The sequence below is a fragment of the Streptomyces sp. NPDC005820 genome (genome assembly GCF_040630255.1).
Classification (GTDB): Bacteria; Actinomycetota; Actinomycetes; order Streptomycetales; family Streptomycetaceae; genus Streptomyces.
Map to the genome: position 1 here is coordinate 88,527 of NZ_JBEXXE010000002.1, position 14,994 is coordinate 103,520.

The 14,994-nt window shown below is 61.9% G+C and carries 24 protein-coding genes, 2 tRNA genes and 1 pseudogene; 13 read left to right on the plus strand and 14 right to left on the minus strand.

Features of this window, described 5'->3' with window-relative positions; genetic code table 11:
* Positions 1-4 precede the first annotated feature (4 nt).
* The 14 genes and pseudogenes from ABZ464_RS02585 to ABZ464_RS02650 form a co-directional block, all read right to left on the minus strand.
* Positions 5-211, minus strand: coding sequence for a hypothetical protein (locus ABZ464_RS02585; RefSeq protein WP_359269831.1), 207 nt, complete (start codon positions 209-211; stop codon positions 5-7).
* Positions 208-768, minus strand: coding sequence for a hypothetical protein (locus ABZ464_RS02590; RefSeq protein WP_359269834.1), 561 nt, complete (start codon positions 766-768; stop codon positions 208-210). The genes ABZ464_RS02585 and ABZ464_RS02590 overlap by 4 nt, the downstream gene beginning before the upstream one ends.
* Complete coding sequence (locus tag ABZ464_RS02595) at positions 769-1,572, minus strand: metallophosphoesterase (protein ID WP_359269836.1); 804 nt, start codon at positions 1,570-1,572, stop codon at positions 769-771.
* Entirely contained in the window at positions 1,569-2,051 is a 483-nt protein-coding gene (locus tag ABZ464_RS02600; protein ID WP_359269839.1) for a DUF3310 domain-containing protein, read from the minus strand. Before ABZ464_RS02600 ends, ABZ464_RS02595 begins: the two co-directional genes overlap by 4 nt.
* A complete protein-coding gene (locus ABZ464_RS02605) occupies positions 2,048-2,242 on the minus strand; it encodes a hypothetical protein (protein WP_359269842.1) in 195 nt (64 codons plus the stop codon). Before ABZ464_RS02605 ends, ABZ464_RS02600 begins: the two co-directional genes overlap by 4 nt.
* Positions 2,239-2,907, minus strand: coding sequence for a topoisomerase (locus ABZ464_RS02610; protein ID WP_359269845.1), 669 nt, complete (start codon positions 2,905-2,907; stop codon positions 2,239-2,241). The genes ABZ464_RS02605 and ABZ464_RS02610 overlap by 4 nt, the downstream gene beginning before the upstream one ends.
* 19 nt (positions 2,908-2,926) lie before the next feature.
* Positions 2,927-3,154, minus strand: a pseudogene (locus ABZ464_RS02615) (CHC2 zinc finger domain-containing protein); the annotation flags it as partial.
* Positions 3,126-3,263: a hypothetical protein gene (locus ABZ464_RS02620; protein ID WP_359269848.1), complete on the minus strand. Its 138-nt coding sequence runs from the start codon at positions 3,261-3,263 to the stop codon at positions 3,126-3,128. The pseudogene ABZ464_RS02615 and the gene ABZ464_RS02620, both read right to left, overlap by 29 nt.
* A complete protein-coding gene (locus ABZ464_RS02625; RefSeq protein WP_359269850.1) occupies positions 3,263-3,688 on the minus strand; it encodes an endonuclease VII domain-containing protein in 426 nt (141 codons plus the stop codon). Before ABZ464_RS02625 ends, ABZ464_RS02620 begins: the two co-directional genes overlap by 1 nt.
* A complete protein-coding gene (locus ABZ464_RS02630) occupies positions 3,681-4,028 on the minus strand; it encodes a hypothetical protein (RefSeq protein ID WP_359269853.1) in 348 nt (115 codons plus the stop codon). Before ABZ464_RS02630 ends, ABZ464_RS02625 begins: the two co-directional genes overlap by 8 nt.
* A 66-nt stretch (positions 4,029-4,094) precedes the next feature.
* A complete protein-coding gene (locus tag ABZ464_RS02635) occupies positions 4,095-4,910 on the minus strand; it encodes an AAA family ATPase (RefSeq protein ID WP_359269856.1) in 816 nt (271 codons plus the stop codon).
* Between the two features lie 125 nt (positions 4,911-5,035).
* Positions 5,036-5,818 (minus strand): PD-(D/E)XK nuclease family protein, encoded by a 783-nt coding sequence (locus tag ABZ464_RS02640; RefSeq protein WP_359269858.1) that lies wholly within the window; start codon positions 5,816-5,818, stop codon positions 5,036-5,038.
* Positions 5,815-6,051, minus strand: a complete 237-nt coding sequence (locus tag ABZ464_RS02645; RefSeq protein WP_359269861.1) for a hypothetical protein — start codon at positions 6,049-6,051, stop codon at positions 5,815-5,817. The genes ABZ464_RS02640 and ABZ464_RS02645 overlap by 4 nt, the downstream gene beginning before the upstream one ends.
* Before the next feature lie 469 nt (positions 6,052-6,520).
* A complete protein-coding gene (locus ABZ464_RS02650; RefSeq protein WP_359269864.1) occupies positions 6,521-7,021 on the minus strand; it encodes a hypothetical protein in 501 nt (166 codons plus the stop codon).
* Between the two features lie 449 nt (positions 7,022-7,470).
* On the opposite strand from ABZ464_RS02650, the gene ABZ464_RS02655 reads away from it, so the two are divergent.
* The 13 genes from ABZ464_RS02655 (at position 7,471) to ABZ464_RS02715 (ending at position 14,935) form a co-directional block, all read left to right on the plus strand.
* On the plus strand, positions 7,471-7,803 hold the full coding sequence (locus ABZ464_RS02655; RefSeq protein WP_359269867.1) for an HNH endonuclease signature motif containing protein: 333 nt from the start codon (positions 7,471-7,473) through the stop codon (positions 7,801-7,803).
* A 15-nt stretch (positions 7,804-7,818) separates the two neighbouring features.
* Positions 7,819-7,894 (plus strand) — tRNA-Asn (locus ABZ464_RS02660).
* 57 nt (positions 7,895-7,951) lie between these two features.
* A tRNA-Glu gene (locus ABZ464_RS02665) sits at positions 7,952-8,024 on the plus strand.
* A 69-nt stretch (positions 8,025-8,093) separates the two neighbouring features.
* Complete coding sequence (locus ABZ464_RS02670; RefSeq protein WP_359269870.1) at positions 8,094-8,273, plus strand: hypothetical protein; 180 nt, start codon at positions 8,094-8,096, stop codon at positions 8,271-8,273.
* A complete protein-coding gene (locus ABZ464_RS02675; RefSeq protein WP_359269873.1) occupies positions 8,273-8,698 on the plus strand; it encodes a hypothetical protein in 426 nt (141 codons plus the stop codon). Before ABZ464_RS02670 ends, ABZ464_RS02675 begins: the two co-directional genes overlap by 1 nt.
* A gap of 330 nt (positions 8,699-9,028) precedes the next feature.
* The gene (locus ABZ464_RS02680) at positions 9,029-10,279 is read left to right on the plus strand and encodes a hypothetical protein (RefSeq protein WP_359269876.1); all 1,251 of its coding nucleotides are present in this window, start codon (positions 9,029-9,031) and stop codon (positions 10,277-10,279) included.
* A complete protein-coding gene (locus tag ABZ464_RS02685) occupies positions 10,280-11,740 on the plus strand; it encodes a phage portal protein (protein WP_359269878.1) in 1,461 nt (486 codons plus the stop codon).
* A 75-nt stretch (positions 11,741-11,815) separates the two neighbouring features.
* Positions 11,816-12,397 (plus strand): hypothetical protein, encoded by a 582-nt coding sequence (locus tag ABZ464_RS02690; protein ID WP_359269880.1) that lies wholly within the window; start codon positions 11,816-11,818, stop codon positions 12,395-12,397.
* 19 nt (positions 12,398-12,416) lie between these two features.
* The gene (locus tag ABZ464_RS02695) at positions 12,417-13,481 is read left to right on the plus strand and encodes a hypothetical protein (RefSeq protein ID WP_359269883.1); all 1,065 of its coding nucleotides are present in this window, start codon (positions 12,417-12,419) and stop codon (positions 13,479-13,481) included.
* 29 nt (positions 13,482-13,510) lie between these two features.
* Positions 13,511-13,864 (plus strand): hypothetical protein, encoded by a 354-nt coding sequence (locus ABZ464_RS02700; protein WP_359269886.1) that lies wholly within the window; start codon positions 13,511-13,513, stop codon positions 13,862-13,864.
* Positions 13,865-13,872: 8 nt separating this feature from the next.
* The gene (locus ABZ464_RS02705) at positions 13,873-14,202 is read left to right on the plus strand and encodes a head-tail adaptor protein (protein ID WP_359269889.1); all 330 of its coding nucleotides are present in this window, start codon (positions 13,873-13,875) and stop codon (positions 14,200-14,202) included.
* A complete protein-coding gene (locus ABZ464_RS02710) occupies positions 14,202-14,552 on the plus strand; it encodes a hypothetical protein (protein ID WP_359269892.1) in 351 nt (116 codons plus the stop codon). The genes ABZ464_RS02705 and ABZ464_RS02710 overlap by 1 nt, the downstream gene beginning before the upstream one ends.
* Positions 14,549-14,935 (plus strand): hypothetical protein, encoded by a 387-nt coding sequence (locus ABZ464_RS02715; RefSeq protein ID WP_359269895.1) that lies wholly within the window; start codon positions 14,549-14,551, stop codon positions 14,933-14,935. Before ABZ464_RS02710 ends, ABZ464_RS02715 begins: the two co-directional genes overlap by 4 nt.
* Positions 14,936-14,994: the final 59 nt, after the last annotated feature.

The following is a 14,994-nucleotide window of genomic DNA, read 5'->3' on the forward strand; positions in this document are numbered from 1 at the left end:
CCTTTCAGAAGGAGAGGTTGTGGCGGTACTTCGCGGCCTGGGCCTCGTTGAGGACGCTCGTCAGCCCGTTGAGGTCCGCAGGGGTGAGGTTGAATTCCGCGGTGCTGTCCTCGGTGGCCACCAGGACGTACGTCAGGCTTTCGGGGCCGTCGTCGTAGACGACCGTGATCTCTACGTTGGCCTCGGCGTAGTGCTTGCGGGTCTCGATCATGCGGCGGCCTTTCCGGTGCGGAGGTGGCTGTTCATGGCGATGGCGAGGGCGTCTACAGCGCGGTAGGACATCTTTCGCTCGGCGTCGTCCTTGGGCGGCAGGCCGTAGATGAACACCCGCGTCAGGACGTCGCGGTAGCGGTCGGTGAGCTTGCGCATGGCGGCGGAGGCGTCCAGCCGGGCCGACATGATGTTGTCGGTAATCCGGCACTTGGTCAGGTCGTCCTTCTTGCCGATGAGGGAGGAGACCTCGTCATCGGTGTAGATGAACGTGCGGAGCGCGTTCCGGGCCTCTTCGGGCGTGTAGTAGTACTGCCCGTCCATGAGGTCCCGCTGATTCTGTTCCTTGGACGCGTACTGCTTGGCGACCCGCCAGGCGACCTTCCGAAGGAACTCGTCGTCGTCCTGGCGCTTGGCGATGTAGGACGCCTGCTCGACCATGTGGACCAAGATTTCCTGCTGGACATCTTCGCCCTCAACGACGGGCCACTTCAGTGCCATTTCCTTGGCGACCTTCGCTGCGATGTCGTTGATGTGTTCCCAGTTGAGGTCTGTCACCTATGCCGCCTTCTTGAACTTGCCGTTGTTGCCGCGCTTGATCTCGCCGAATCGCTCGCCTTCGACCACGAAGGAACCGTCGTCCTCGACCGGGATTGCGTGAGGGGTGGCGGAGTACTTTCCGGCGTAGAAAAGGCCAAAGCCTCTCTGCCAGTTGGCGGGACCGTTCTTGAGGTATCCCGCCTTGTGGACGTCCATGAGGTGTCCGACTTCGAAGCCGTAGATGGTCTTCAGCTTTCCGCCGAAGCCCGTGGACTCCGGGGAGATGGCCAGCCGGTGAGTGTGGCCCATGACCAGGGACACGCCCGCCTTCTTCGCCTTCATGGCCGCGGTGCGTCCGGCGACCTGGTTGAGGCCGGGCGACTCGTGTCCGTGGATGGCGACCCATCCGGGCGCGAAGGGGTAGTAGGGCTCTGCCAGCTCGGCCCCGAAGCCATCGAAGTCCAGCAGGCTTTCGAAGTTGTAGTGGACGTCGTCGGCGGCCAGGGCGGGCGCGTTCTTCTCCAGGTACTTTTCCGGCCGCTCGTCGTGGTTGCCCTTGAGGATCTTCAGCGAGCCGTCGTAGACCTTGCGGAGCGGAGCCATGAAGTTGGTCTTCGCGTATTCGGAGTCTCGGCGGACTCCACCGGCGAACTCGAAGCGGGTGCCGGCCGTCCATCGGGACGGGGCCGGGTAGTCGACCAGGTCCCCGATCTGGATTACCTCGTCAGGCTGGTAGTCGCCGATGAAGTTGATGACGTTGCGCATCGCGCGCTTGTCCTCGTAGGGCATCTGCGTGTCGCTGATGACGACTATTCGCTTCACTGGCTTTCCTCCGCCTCACGCTGGTTGATTTCGTAGTCGATGTACCAGCGGGCCTTTTTCAGGTCCTCGATCGTCCGTCCCTTGAAGTCGGCACGGAACAGGTACTTGAGTGCGTTGCCTCGGACGAATCCGAAGTGCTTCGTGATGTCGATGACTTCGAGTCCGTTGGGGAGCCAGGTGTAGTGAGCCGGGTGGTTCACCACATCGCTTTCCCTCGAAACAACTTCCGAGGCAAAAGAAAGGTCGGCCTTGGCCAACAGGAACTCGCTTTCATGGATCAGCTCTTGGTCCGTGAAGCAGAGGCTTCCGCCTCCGTCGAACGTGACCTCGTACGGGTAGGGCATGGCTGTATCGGCGAAGAGACTGGTGACGGTTCCGACGTGGTTGGCGTAGATGCCGGCCGCCAAGCCTGCGGGGGTGGTCGCGTCCTGGGGGGCCGCGACGACGACCCTGTCTCCTGTCTTGAAGCGCAGCGTCACGCGGTCACTTCCTCCAGCTCGTCATCCCGGAACCACGCGCCCAAGCGCCACTCGTCTTCATCCAGGAGGACGGAGGTGGCCTCGAACCACTCGGCGTAGTTCACGGCCTGGATCGTCCCGAGCCAGCCGCCCAGCTCCTCGATGTGGTCCTTGACTCGGACTCGCGTTCCCGGCTCCCACTTCGACTTCACAGGCCCAACCTCTTCCGGTACTCGTCCACGCCATAGGTGTGAATGAATGAATTGATGTCGTGTCCTCCACCGAGGACGATGACCTTGCCGTTCGGCATTTCCGCGGCCCGCTTATCCGCTGCGGCGATGCCTGGTTCGTCGTCGTCGGCGATGATGAACACCGCCTCGAAGCCCACGAAGGCCGGATCGAAGTACGGCAGCCAGGCTGAGGTGCCTTGGGTGCCTGCGCAGGGGACGTCGGCCAGCTCGGACGCCTCGGTGTCGAACTCGCCCTCGCTCAGCGCGATATAGGGGGTCGGCTTGATCAGCGCCGCTGTGTTGTAGAGGCGCGGATGGTCACCAGGCAGGCTCCGGTACTTGCCGTGGCCCACATGCTGTTCCTTGCGGGTCGGGGCGTAGTACTGGCCGTTCTCGTCCTTCACGCACTCGTCGGCGATGCACCGGTACCTGATGGTGGCTACGGCGTGCTCTCCGCCTGCGGGGCGGAAGTAGGGGATGGCGAGCATCCCCGTCATCCGCTCGTCACCAGTTCTCGCCGAACCGACGTACCCGATCCCGAACCGGCTGGCTATGCCCCCCAAACCTCGGGCGCTCATGTACGCCTCGGCGGGACTCCCCTCGTACTGGCTGAAGTACTCCTTCGCTGCCAGCACTGAACCGGCCATCTGCAAATTCCTGGGCCTGCTTGAAGCCACAGCCTTCCTCTCGCATGATCACGTCCAAGCTGTCTTCTCGCACATCACAGGCGAAGCAGCTCCAACGCTGCTTGTCCGTATTGACGGAAGCGCTCGGGTTGGATTCGTTGTGCGCCGGGAGTGGGCACAGAATCTTCTGCCAGCCACTACGCGGCTGGACTTGCACTCCGTAGAAGTGGTTCAGGACTTCACTGATCGGAGGCTTCGGGCTGCTCATGTTCGATCTTCCTCGTGGTGACGGGAAAGTCGTAGCGCCGGTAAGAGTCGATGTACGTCCGGTGGTTGCCGCGCCATTCACGGGCGTCAACGTTGGTGCCATCGGGCATTACTCGTCCTTGTCGTACGTGTACCTGGGGCCGAACACTTGCCAGGCCGGGTAGTTCTCCAGGTAGTCAGCGGCTCGTCTGAGTACTTCGGGCCTGTCACGGGCACCTCGGGCCAAGAGCTGTCCGTTACAGCGTTGGCAAAGGAGTCCGCGAATTGCTTCGGTCTTGTGACAGTGGTCGACTGCGAGGTTTGTGCGGCGGGTTTCCTGGCAGATCGCGCAGCGTCCGCCCTGGGCCTCGAAGAGGATCTGGTATTCCTCGTTGTTGAGGCCGTAGGTGGCCTGTAGGCGGGCGTTCCGGCTTGCGGCTCGCCTGGTTGCCTTTCGGCAGGTGCTACAGACCTTCCCTCGGGGAGTGAAGAACTTCTCCGCCCGGTTCTTGGCGCACTTCTCGCATTGGCGGTATCCCTTGCGAGGTTCAGCCACGCCGAAGGGCCGCCTCAAGGCGAAGCTGCATCTTCATGTCGTACATGCCCTCGGCGAGGTCGCGAAGGTAGTCGAGAGGGACAACCTTCCAGGTTCGGCCCTGGGCCGTGGGGAAGCTGATCGCAGCGACGTGGATTCCTCGGCCGCCTACTCGGACCAGGTCTCGGGCGAGGTTTCGGAGGTTGAATCGGCGGCGGTCCTTCACCTGAAGGATGACTGCCACGACTCCCCCGCCGGCCTGCTTGATATCAGCGGCAGAGATTTCGGGACGCTCTTCGAGAAGCACGTCCACGATCTCCTTCTCGATGGTGTATCCGGCCCCGCTGTGCTGCTGCTTCATTTCCGTTCCCCTCCTACTTTTGAGTTTACGCACTTCGACCCCTCGAAGCAACTTTTAGGGTGTGACTTAGAACTCAGCGTCGATATCAGTAAGGCGCATGTTGGTCTTGTTGAAGTCGTACGAGGAGTAGGTCTCTCCACTGGCATCCACCATGCCCTCACGGTTCTTGACCGGGCTCACATGGAGGATCGCCCCGTCCATCCCGTCGACTTCCTTATGGATCGTCAGAATGAGGCTGGGCACTCGGCCGATCTTGCCCTTCACGCCGGACAGCGGGATGGGCTTCAGACCGTCGGAGAATTCACCAGTGACGTGGTGCAGGGCCAAGACGTGTGACTTGGTTTCCCGCGCCATTTCGGCAAGGTACTCACACATCCCTTCCAGGCCGAAGGTGAAGGATTCGGCGTCGCCGACCTCACCTCCGTCGATGTTGGTGATGTTGTCGGCTATGCACAAATGCGGGTAGCAGCCGAACACCTCGTGGTAGGCCGCCAAGTCGCGTTCCATGTCGGCGGGCGAGGGCCTGGCGTCGTAGTTGAAGCGGACCCACCAACGCTGACCGAGGGCCCCCACGTAGTCGCCGAAGTCGTCGTCCACCAGCTTGCGCTTGATCGTCTTCACGCTGTCGCCCGTGATGATGGCCGTGGCCCGCGAGAGCTGCGTAGCCGCCCCGGAGTCAGCCGACCAGTACAGGCACGGCAGGTTGCCGTACATGGCCAGGTTCAGCGCGAAGAGGCTCTTGCCCGTTCCAGGCCCCGCGGCCACGAGACTCAGGTCGCCTCTACGGAACTCGACTTCATGCCGCTGGAGTCCCTTGTACGGACTGGGCAGCGGCTCGCCGGCCGCCCCCTTCACACCGACGCTCTGTGCGAGCGAGTACATCAGCCACCTTCCTTGAGGGGCCGGAAGCCCGACCCCTCGAAGCAACTTCTTCGAGTAAAAGCAAGCCCGCTCAGCGGGCCTCTTTCCTACTCTCAGCTTACTTCAGGATTTCCCTCGAAGCAACTTTATCGGCGTGAAAAAGAGCAGGCATGGCGCACGTCACAAAAACGGCAGTTGAAGCCGGGGTTCGCCTTGAAGTCGCCTCGCTTGACCCCTGCATCCATGGCGGCATACCTCTCTCCCACCTGTTCTTCCGTGATCTCGTGCAGCTTTACGACGCGAGACAGGTTCCCGTTCTTGGCCAGGTACCAATCCCCCTTATTCACAGGAACGTTGTAGACCTTCTCGATCGCCACCTTGTAAGTCTCAAGCTGGAACTTGGACTTGGTGGTGCCGGTCTTGAGGTCTCGCACGCGCAGCGAATCGTCAGGCTCGAACACCAACTGGTCGATGTAGCCGCGGACTTGCACGCCACCGATCTCGGTCTTGAAGTACAGCTCCAGCGCGTCATCTCCACTGGGCGTCACCCAGATCTCCGGCTGCTTCTCCTGGGCCCACTCCACGTACCTGCGCGTGTGCTCCTGGCCCAGGACGTACCGGCGCTCGATGTCCTCACCTCCGGTGCCGTTCGCAGACAGCCACCTGTCCGTGTTCGGCTCCTTGTCGAGGGCCTTGTTCACCAGGGCGCTGTACTGGTCCGAGAAGAGCTGCACGGCCTCTTCCGCAGCCATGGTCCGCCCGGACCGTTCTACGGCTTCAGCGGCGCTGTGGAAGGCCGTGCCATGGGCCGACCAGGCGGCCGGCACGGGCACCACTCGTTCGATGCGCTGGAGGTAGAACCGCCAGCCGCACTCTTCGTACTGCTGAGTCTGGGAGACGCTTCGGGGCTGAGTAGCGATGTCGGTCAACGGGCCACCTTGGGGCAGAGTCGGACGTAGGTGTGGTGCTTGCTGTTGTGGAACATGGGGTGGGGGAAGTCGTTCTCCTGCCTGTCGACAGTGATGTCGATGAGGCGGACTCCGTAGTCCTTCCACACCCGCTCTTCGAGGTTGACCAGCTCTTCGATCTCGTGGTCGGACAGGTGCTCCCCGTAGGCGATGTCCCAGTACTCGCCAACCTCGGTCGCGATGGTGTGAACCATCAGCAAATTGTCGTCCCGCGTGATCCTGGTCTTGACTGTCTGGCTGGATTCGATCTGGTCCAGCACAGTCAACCTGCGCTCAACCTTCGTGTTAGGTGAGGCAAGGCTAAGCATGGTTCCGGCCAACATCACTCCCCTGTTTCGGTCGCAACTTGTTCACTCGTTGCGATCGCAAGCACGACCTTATGTCAGCGGAACCCAGGATTCCCCTCGAAACAACTGTGTCTTGGATCACTTACCCGCGGGTAAAGGTCGGCCTTGACCTGCACTGTTACGCAGCCGTGACACAAGCCGTACAACCCTTTGTGAAGGAAGCCTTCAGAATCTGTTCGAATCTTGTTCGAGCACGCAAAAGGCCCCGCTATGCGGGGCCCTGTCTTAACTTCGATCAAGTTGTCCGGTTCGTGAGGCGTTCAGACCTCGTTCACCTGAACGTCACTTCACGCACCGTGGTTCGTCACACGGGCTTCTAATCCACCGGGACGTCGGGGAGCACGAAACGGGTCAGCTCGGCCAGCGGCGGCGTCCCCTTCTCCTTGGGATAGCGGACCACCAGGCGATCGTCACGGGGCTCCCTGGGCTCCCAAGAGAAGGGCTTCTCCCTCTTCTCCGGGTCGTAGGCCAGGACCACGCCCTTGTCCCGCACGCGCTTCTCGAAGTTCATCGCGTCACGCCTCTGCCGCTCCGACAGCTCCCTGTCTCCGAGTCTCAGCCGTAGCCATAGCCGTAGGGACTGGATCGAGAACATCGCATGGTGGCTGCCGGCCTCTTGGGTGGCCTCCACCTTCCACACCTTCGCGATCTCCGCGTTGGCGTCGTTCGCGAAGGGCCTGCGCTCCAGACCGAGCTTCTGGAACCTCTTGTTCACGGCCTGGGGCGTGACTCCGTACAGCTCCGCGATCTCGCGGTTGTTGAGCTGCCCCAAGACGAACAACTTGGTCATCTCGGCGTCACTGGGGAGCTTGGTCATGGAGTCTGGGCCGCCTTCGTTCTGTTCATTCTGGTCGATGATCTTGGCGGGAGCATACAGAAGCAGCGCCCTCGAAGCAACCAACGAGCGCAAACGGCGAGCGAACTCACTAACCACCCTGTGACCTACATCTCACTTTATAGAAATTCATCCGGGACCCCTCACTAGGGACACATACATCATTAGTGAGAGAGCGAGTGAAACGAGCGAACGATGAACAACCTTATTCAGTGTCTGCTATGACCTGTATAAGGAACTGCTGTTGAAGGCTTTAGAAACAGCGTTGCGGAACCCTAAGTGGACTAGACCTAGTTTCCTGGCTTCTTTCTCATCGATCTTCCTCCTGTTGATCCCTTCGTAGAGGGCCTGTCGGCCTTCCGAAGGTGTGGTCCTGGAGGACGGCCCCGGCTGCCAGACAAGTACCCGGCCGGGGCCACCAACTTGCAGCCATGGAGGGGCCCGTGCCGAGAGCCAAGAGCATCTGTCTACGAGACGGCTGCACCTCCGTGACTGTGAAGGACGGGCGCTGCGCATCTCACCAGGTGCGCCGGGGATGGGACAGGGTCTCTGCCCGCAACCGCAACCGTCCTGGTGACTGGTCGACCCGGCGAGCTAAGACGCTTGCCCGGGATCGCTTTCAGTGTCGCAAATGTCGCTCAAGATCGGACCTTGAGATAGACCACATTCGTCCGATCGCCAAGGGGGGCACATGGGCCCTGGACAACCTCTGGACCCTGTGTAAGCCCTGTCACCGCAGTAAGACCTACTACGAAGACAGGTAATAGTCCGACCTTTGATCCCCGATAGCTCAGATGGCAGAGCAGCGGACTGTTAATCCGCGGGTCCCTGGTTCGAGTCCAGGTTGGGGAGCCATGCGGGTCGCACCCGCAGACTCAGGGAACCGGTCGCGCGCAACCCGAACCCCGAGTGGTGTCCGTCGTCTAGCGGCCTAGGACTCCTCCCCTTCCGGGAGGCGACGCCGGTTCGAATCCGGTTGGACACACCGATCTTGCTGCCGTCCGCCCTCTGGGGCTGGGCGGCTTTTTTCATTCATTCGCTCAGGAGGTCCGCCATGTATGCCGTCGACTGCAACGGCCGTTGCGAGGACTGCCCGTTCACCTGGTGCAGCACTACGCCGGCCGCCAGGCCGAGCAAGGCCCAGCAGCGCAAGGGATGGCGTCAGGACGCGATCGAGGAGCTGGACGACCTAGCCGACCTCTACGGCATCGACGCGGGTCAGGTGAGGCTCTGATGACTCGGGGACCGAAGCCCAAGGAGAACGCCGTCAGGCGCAACGTGCACGAGCACGCGACCGAGCTGGCGAACGAGGCTCAGGCAGGCCGGGAAATGCCTCGGGGCCTGGGGATCACCACGGCCGGGGCGAAACGGTTCTGGCGCACCTGGTCCACGGCCCCCCAGACACAGGGCTGGGCCGAGACGGACTGGACCGAGCTGGAGATCACCACCAAGTTGGTGGACGACTTTTATCGGGGCGAGCTGAAGCACGCCTCCGAAATCCGAATGCGTGTTGCCAAATGGGGCGCGACGGTCGAGGACCGGTCGAGACTGCGCATGAAGATCGAAGACGAATCCGAGGAGACGCCGGAAAAGGCGGGCCCGGACCTTTCTGTTTCTGACATGGACGAGGAGCTGTTCAAGCTGCTTAACGACGCATAGGAGGTGATGTGGGATGCCTCAGACGGGAAACATTCCGAAGGGCGTCCCACACCCGACTCGGAGCCTCGGTTACCAGATCATTCGCTGGGCACAGCGGTACATCGTCCAGCCCGACGGCGAGGACGCCGGCCAGCCTTGGCGCTTCACTCCCGAGCAGTTGCGCTTCGTCCTTTGGATGTACGCCATTGACGAGAACGGGAGGTGGTTGTACCGCACCGCGGCCCTTCGTAGGGCTAAGGGCTGGGGTTTAGCAAGACACCACTTCTCGCAGCACTCTGCATTGTCGAGTTTGTAGGCCCGTGCAGGTTCTCTCACTTCGATGAGAACGGCATGCCTGTCGGCAAGCGAGTGCCCCTCCCCCTTGTGCAGATTGCAGCCACCTCGCTCGACCAGACCGCCAACACGCGGGACATGATCCGAGGAATGCTGGCGGAGTCTCCTGCCGAGGCTGAGTACAACATCGAAATCGGCAAGGGCCTGATCCAGTTCAAGGACGGCCGGCCCGGTCGTATCGAGCCGGTTACCTCTTCCTCTCGTGGATTGGAAGGGGCCCGGCCATCGTTTGTCGTGTGCGACGAGGTCCATCACTGGATTGAGTCGAACCAGGGCGTATACGTCTGGGAAACGCTCGACCGAAATGTGCAGAAGACAGCGGGTGCCGGTTCTCGTCTGATCGAGACGACGAACGCGTACAACCCGAACGAGAACAGCATCGCCCAACGGACGCATGAAGCCGTCCTGCTGGGCTCTGGGCGTCTCCTCTACGACTGCGTTGAGGCTGAGAAGGACGTAGACCTCAAGGACCGCGAGGCGGTCATATCAGCCATCATTGACGCCTACGGAGACTCCCATTGGGTCGATGTCGAGGGCATCGCTGATGCGATCCAGGACCCGCGTACTCCTGCTGCTGTCGCTTACCGATTCTACCTGAACAACATTCAGGAGAACGCAGACGGCTGGATGTCGAAGGACGAATGGGAGCTGTGCTTCCAGGACAACGATCCGATACGTCCCGGCGACCAGATAGCCATTGGTTTCGACGGCTCCATTCGCGGAGATGCTACGGGCCTTGTCGGTTGCCGACTTCGGGACGGCAAGCTATTCCTGATCCACCTTCAGGAGAATCCCCGAGACCCGAACCAGCCTGACTGGGAAGTCGATGTCCTCGCGGTGGAAGCCGCGGTGGCCAATGCGTTCCGTACGTATCAGGTCGAGTGGTTCTACGGAGATCCGCCCTACTGGCAGGAAGCTATTGGCCGTTGGTCGATCGAGTACGGGGATGACTACGTATTCGAGTACTGGACCAACAAGCCCACGCGCATGGCGCAGGCCACAGAACGCTTCCGTACGGCGGCGATGGTCCAAGACCTCAAGCACGAGAACGACGAGGACATTTCCCGTCACGTGTTGAACGCGGTCACCCGCGAAGTTCCCCAGGGGACCTTGATCATCAAGGACTCTCCCCGGTCCAAGAAAAAGATCGACCTAGCGGTGTGCGCAATTCTCGCATTCGAGGCGAGGGCGGATGCCATCGCAGATGGGCGGCTGAAGAGACGACGATCCAGAGTGGTGGGTTTCTAGATGAGCGAACCGGTTATTGCTTCCGTCCCGAGTAACCCACTTCAGTGGCTTGAGTATCTGCACTCGAAGCTGCTGAGGCACCGGACAGGGTACCGGCGACACTCGGCCTACTACGACGGGGAACATCAGAAGTTGGTGTTCGCGCAGGCGCGGCACCTGAACGAGTTCGGCCACATCTTCGAGAAGTGGCGGGACAACTTCTGTGGACTGATCATCGACAGCGTCAACGAGCGCTTGGCGATCGACGGCTTCCGCATGACGGACGAGCCTGACGCCGACAAGGACGCACGGGACATCTGGCAGCGGAACTTCCTCGACGCGGAGTCCAACGCTGGCCACCTGGACGCGATGATCCACGGCACGTCATACGCCGTGGTCTGGGCCGATGCCTCGGGGAAGCCCACGATCACGCTGGAGTCAGCAGAGAACGTCGTCGTGCAGTACAAGCCTGGCAGCCGTCGAGACATCGAGGCCGCGGCGAAGTTCTACACGGACGACTGGGGACGCCAATGGTCGACGTTGTGGTTCGCCAATCGCGTCTACACCTTCCAGGCCGGCACCTTCGGCTGGGCCAACCCTTCGGCCGCTAAGTCGGTCAAGAACCCACTGGGCGAAGTTCCCGTCGTTCCCCTGAACAACCGGTCACGCCTCACCGGTGAGCCCCTGTCGGACCTGACGACAGTCATCCCGCTGCAAGACGCGGTGAACAAGATCGTGTCTGACGCTCTCCTCGCGAGTGAGTATGCGGCCTGGCCGCAGAGGTACGTCACGGGCCTGGAAATTGTGGAGGACGACTCGGGTAACCCGGTCGAGCCTTTCAAGATTGCCGTTGACAAGCTGCTCCAGGCCGAGGACCCGAACGTGAAGTTCGGCCAGTTCGAAGCAGCCGACCTGGGGAATTACGTCAAGCTGGCAGACATGCTCGTTCAGCACATGGCGAGCACGAGCCGCATCCCCTTCCATTACTTCCTGAACAACGGTGGTGTGGCTCCCTCGGGTGAGTCCATAACCGCCGCGGAGGCCGGTCTGATAGCCAAGACTCGTGAACGCATGCTCCATTTCGGCGAGGGCTGGGAACGCGTAATGCGTCTCGCCTTCAAGGTCATGAAGGACAAGCGTGCGGAGGCTTGGAGTGCCGAGGTCATTTGGCGTGACCCGGAGAATCGGACCGAAAGCCAACACATGGATGCACTTCTGAAGCTGAAGATGATCGGTGTTCCGACTGATCAGCTTCTTTCCGATGCAGGTTACACACCGCAGCAGATCGCCCGCTTCAAGTCGATGCGGGAGGACGACGCCAAGGCCGCAATGGAACTGGCGAAGAAGTTCCCCGATCCGGCTCAGCAGGCCAACGAGCAGGCCGGCCAGCCTAGCTCGGATGTCCAGAAGGCTGCCGTCAAGCAGCCGCAGGGCAATTCTGGTAACGCAGCCCGCAAGGCTGTGAACCCGGTTAAGGGTTGATCCCTTAATCCTTTTCATTACGCAGGCTCCCGCAATGGGGGCCTTTTTTGATGCACCGAAATGGATGGATCACGCATGGACGAGAACACGCAGAACGCTGGCACCACTTCCACCGAGGGCGCTCAGACCGGCGAGGCCGGCACCCCTCAGACTCCGACGCTCGAAACGCTTCAGGCCGAGGTCGACAAGTGGAAGTCCCTGTCCCGCACAAACGAGAAGCGGTGGCAGGACGCCTCTGCCGAGCGCGATGCGCTCAAGCAGTCCGGCATGACGGACGCAGAGAAGGCAATCGAGGCCGCTAAGGCTCAGGCCCGATCCGCGACCCTCGCCGAATACGGCACTCGGCTTGCTGACGCCGAGCTGCGTGCACAGGCCGCAAAGGCCGGTGTGGAGCTTCCTCCCGCCGAGTTCCTGAACCTGGCGAAGTTCGTCGGTGAAGACGGCTCTGTGAATGCCGACGTGATCGGCACTTTCGTCTCGTCCCTCCCGAAGCCGGTCGCTGAGCCCGAATTCGATCAGGGCCTTGGCCTTGGTCGTCAGGGCGGGTCCGGAGTTCAGCAGCTCACCCGCGACGACCTTTCCCGCATGTCCCCGCAGGAGATCAACGCTGCCCGCAAGGCGGGCCAGCTCGACGCCCTTATGCGAGGCGAAATCTGACAAACCCGTGAGGTAACCTATGGCATTTCTTTCTCAGGCTGGCAATAACACTGGGGCCGGCCAGCTTCAGACCACGCAGGGTCAGTTCATTCCCGAGGTCTGGACTTCCCAGCTCGTCTCCGACATCGAGGAGAACCTTGTCCTCGGTGCCTCCCCCTTCACCAACCGGCAGTATGAGGGCGAATTCCGCCGTGAGGGCGACGTAGTCCGAATCCCGCACTTCGTTGACGGGACTGTCACTGACAAGGGCCTGGTGAAGGCTTACGGCGAGATCGGCGATGCCGACCACGCGGCCCTTGAGTACATGAAGATGACCGTCGCGAAGGGCTCCAGCTTCCACCTGGAGGTCGACGCCCTTCACCAGCTCCAGACCAAGGGCGGCATCGACCTGATGTCCAACCTGGTCTCGCAGCGAGCGCGTCAGACCGCGCTTGCCATTGACGAGCTGGTGGCGCTCACCCTGCTCGCGGCTCTCCAGGGCAAGGACCTGAACGGCGCGGAGAACCGCACCGCCACTGTTTCCGGCCTCCCCGCGCTGGAGCTGGGCCCGATCAGCAAGGTGCAGGCGACCGACGTCAACGCCCCTGCTGCGGACAAGCTGTCGGTCTACGACTACGTGGTGAAGATGCTTGAGGTGCTGGACACCCGCTCCGCTCCGCAGGACCGGTACCTGTTCGTCTCTCCGCGCATGCGCTCTCTCCTCCTGCGGGACGAGAAGTTCATCGACGCCAGCCAGCACGGTGGCGGCGGCTCGGTCGTGGCCTCCGGTCAGATCGGCTCGATTCTCGGCCTCCCGGTCGTGGTCGCGAACGCGCTGGGCAACCACACCCGCCCGAACTCGCCGGTCATCAAGAAGGGCAACGAGAAGTTCACGAGCGTCGACCTGTTCATGGGCTCGACCTCCGCTGTCTCCGTCGTCGTGCCGTTCGCCGAGATGGCCGCGTACAACCCGGAGAAGAGCTTCACGTCGGCCGTGAAGTCCCGCGTCATCTACGACGCGAAGGTCTGCCGGCCCGAACAGCTCCTGGTCGCTCAGGGCGTCGAGGCGGAGATCAACACTCACAACGCCCCGGCTGCTGGCTGACCTGACCTTCCCTAACTGAAGGGAGGGACATGGCTTTTGCCACCTCAGACGATGTGGCCGCCCGTCTTGGGCGGCCACTCGCTGAAGACGAAGCGACCCGAGTATCCGCATTCCTGGACGACGCGTCCGCGTTCGTCACCGAGTACTGCAACGGCACCTGGGACAGGGCCACTCCCCCGGCCATCTTCAGGACGGTCGTGTGCGGTGAAGTCATTCGCTGGCTGTCCGTTGCCCCTGGCGTGATCTTGGAGCGCACTGGCGAGCTGGAGACCCAGTTCGGCCAGACCGCCTCGAACCAGGGCCTCTCTCGTGAGGCCACAGCAGCACTCCGCAAGTACCGGCGCAAGGTCGGTTCACTCCCCCTTCGCCGTTACGACTGCTAGGAGTCCGCATGCCCCGTCACTTCACTGACTTCGTTGAGGTCTATCGCGCAGAAATCGTTGCGGATGCCTACACGAAGAAGCGTGACTGGGACGCCGCCGTGAAGGTGTGGGCCGGTTCGGCATCTGTCCAACCGGCCTCCACCACGGAGGCGGACTCGCAGGAGCGCGAGACCACAGACATCCACATCACTGTCTTCCTGCCTCCCACAGCCGATGTCGACTCGACAGACCGGCTTGTGGTCGACGGCATCACGTACGAGGTGAGGTCCGAGCCACGCATCTGGCGTCAAGGCTCCCTCGCCCACATCTACTTGAGAGCACGGAGGGTGAGGCGCTAATGGCTGATGACGTCAAGTTCACCCTGCGCATGAATCCAGGGTGGGAGGAACACTTCCTCCTCAACGAGGAGACCCGCGACCTGGTGGCACTGCGCACCGAGGACATCGCCGTGTTCGCCAGGGCACTGGCACCGCGGGCTCGCAACAAGCCGCACTGGAACACCATCCACAAGCACATCGAAGTGATGGTCACCGCCTACAAGGGCTGGTACGGCCAGGTGCTCATTGAGCCTGACCGCGACATGCGTCACGCGATGCTCCAGGAGCGCGGCTACAAGGACCCCGCTGGCCATCGGCATCCGGGCCGCTTCTACCTGAAGCGGGCTCTGGAGAGGGCGAGGGTTGAATGAAAGTAGACCCCGTCGACCTGGTGTGGCAGTACCTCAACACAGCCCCGTACATCCCCGAGGACGCACCTACCGGCGACCTGGTGGGCCGTGAGGTCGGAGACACCACCATCTACCTCAGCCACTCAGGTGGCTTCCGCATCGTGCGGGACCGCATGGACCGTGCGGACATCGAGTACGACGTGTTCCACCAGGAGCGCGCCCAGGCAGCAAGCCTGGCCTACACCTGCCGTGAGCTGTTCCTAGAAGACCTGCCCGGCCAAATAATTGGCGACGTCGAGATCCTTGACGTTGTCGAGATTTCCTCTCCCCGGTACTACCCGGACTCGACTTCAGGCGAGCACGTCTACGGCGGGGAGATCACAGTTTTCTTCACCGAGAACTGATACCCCCCTGGCTTAGCCAGACCGAAGGGCCCCTTGTGGGGCCCTTTTTTGTTTCCCCG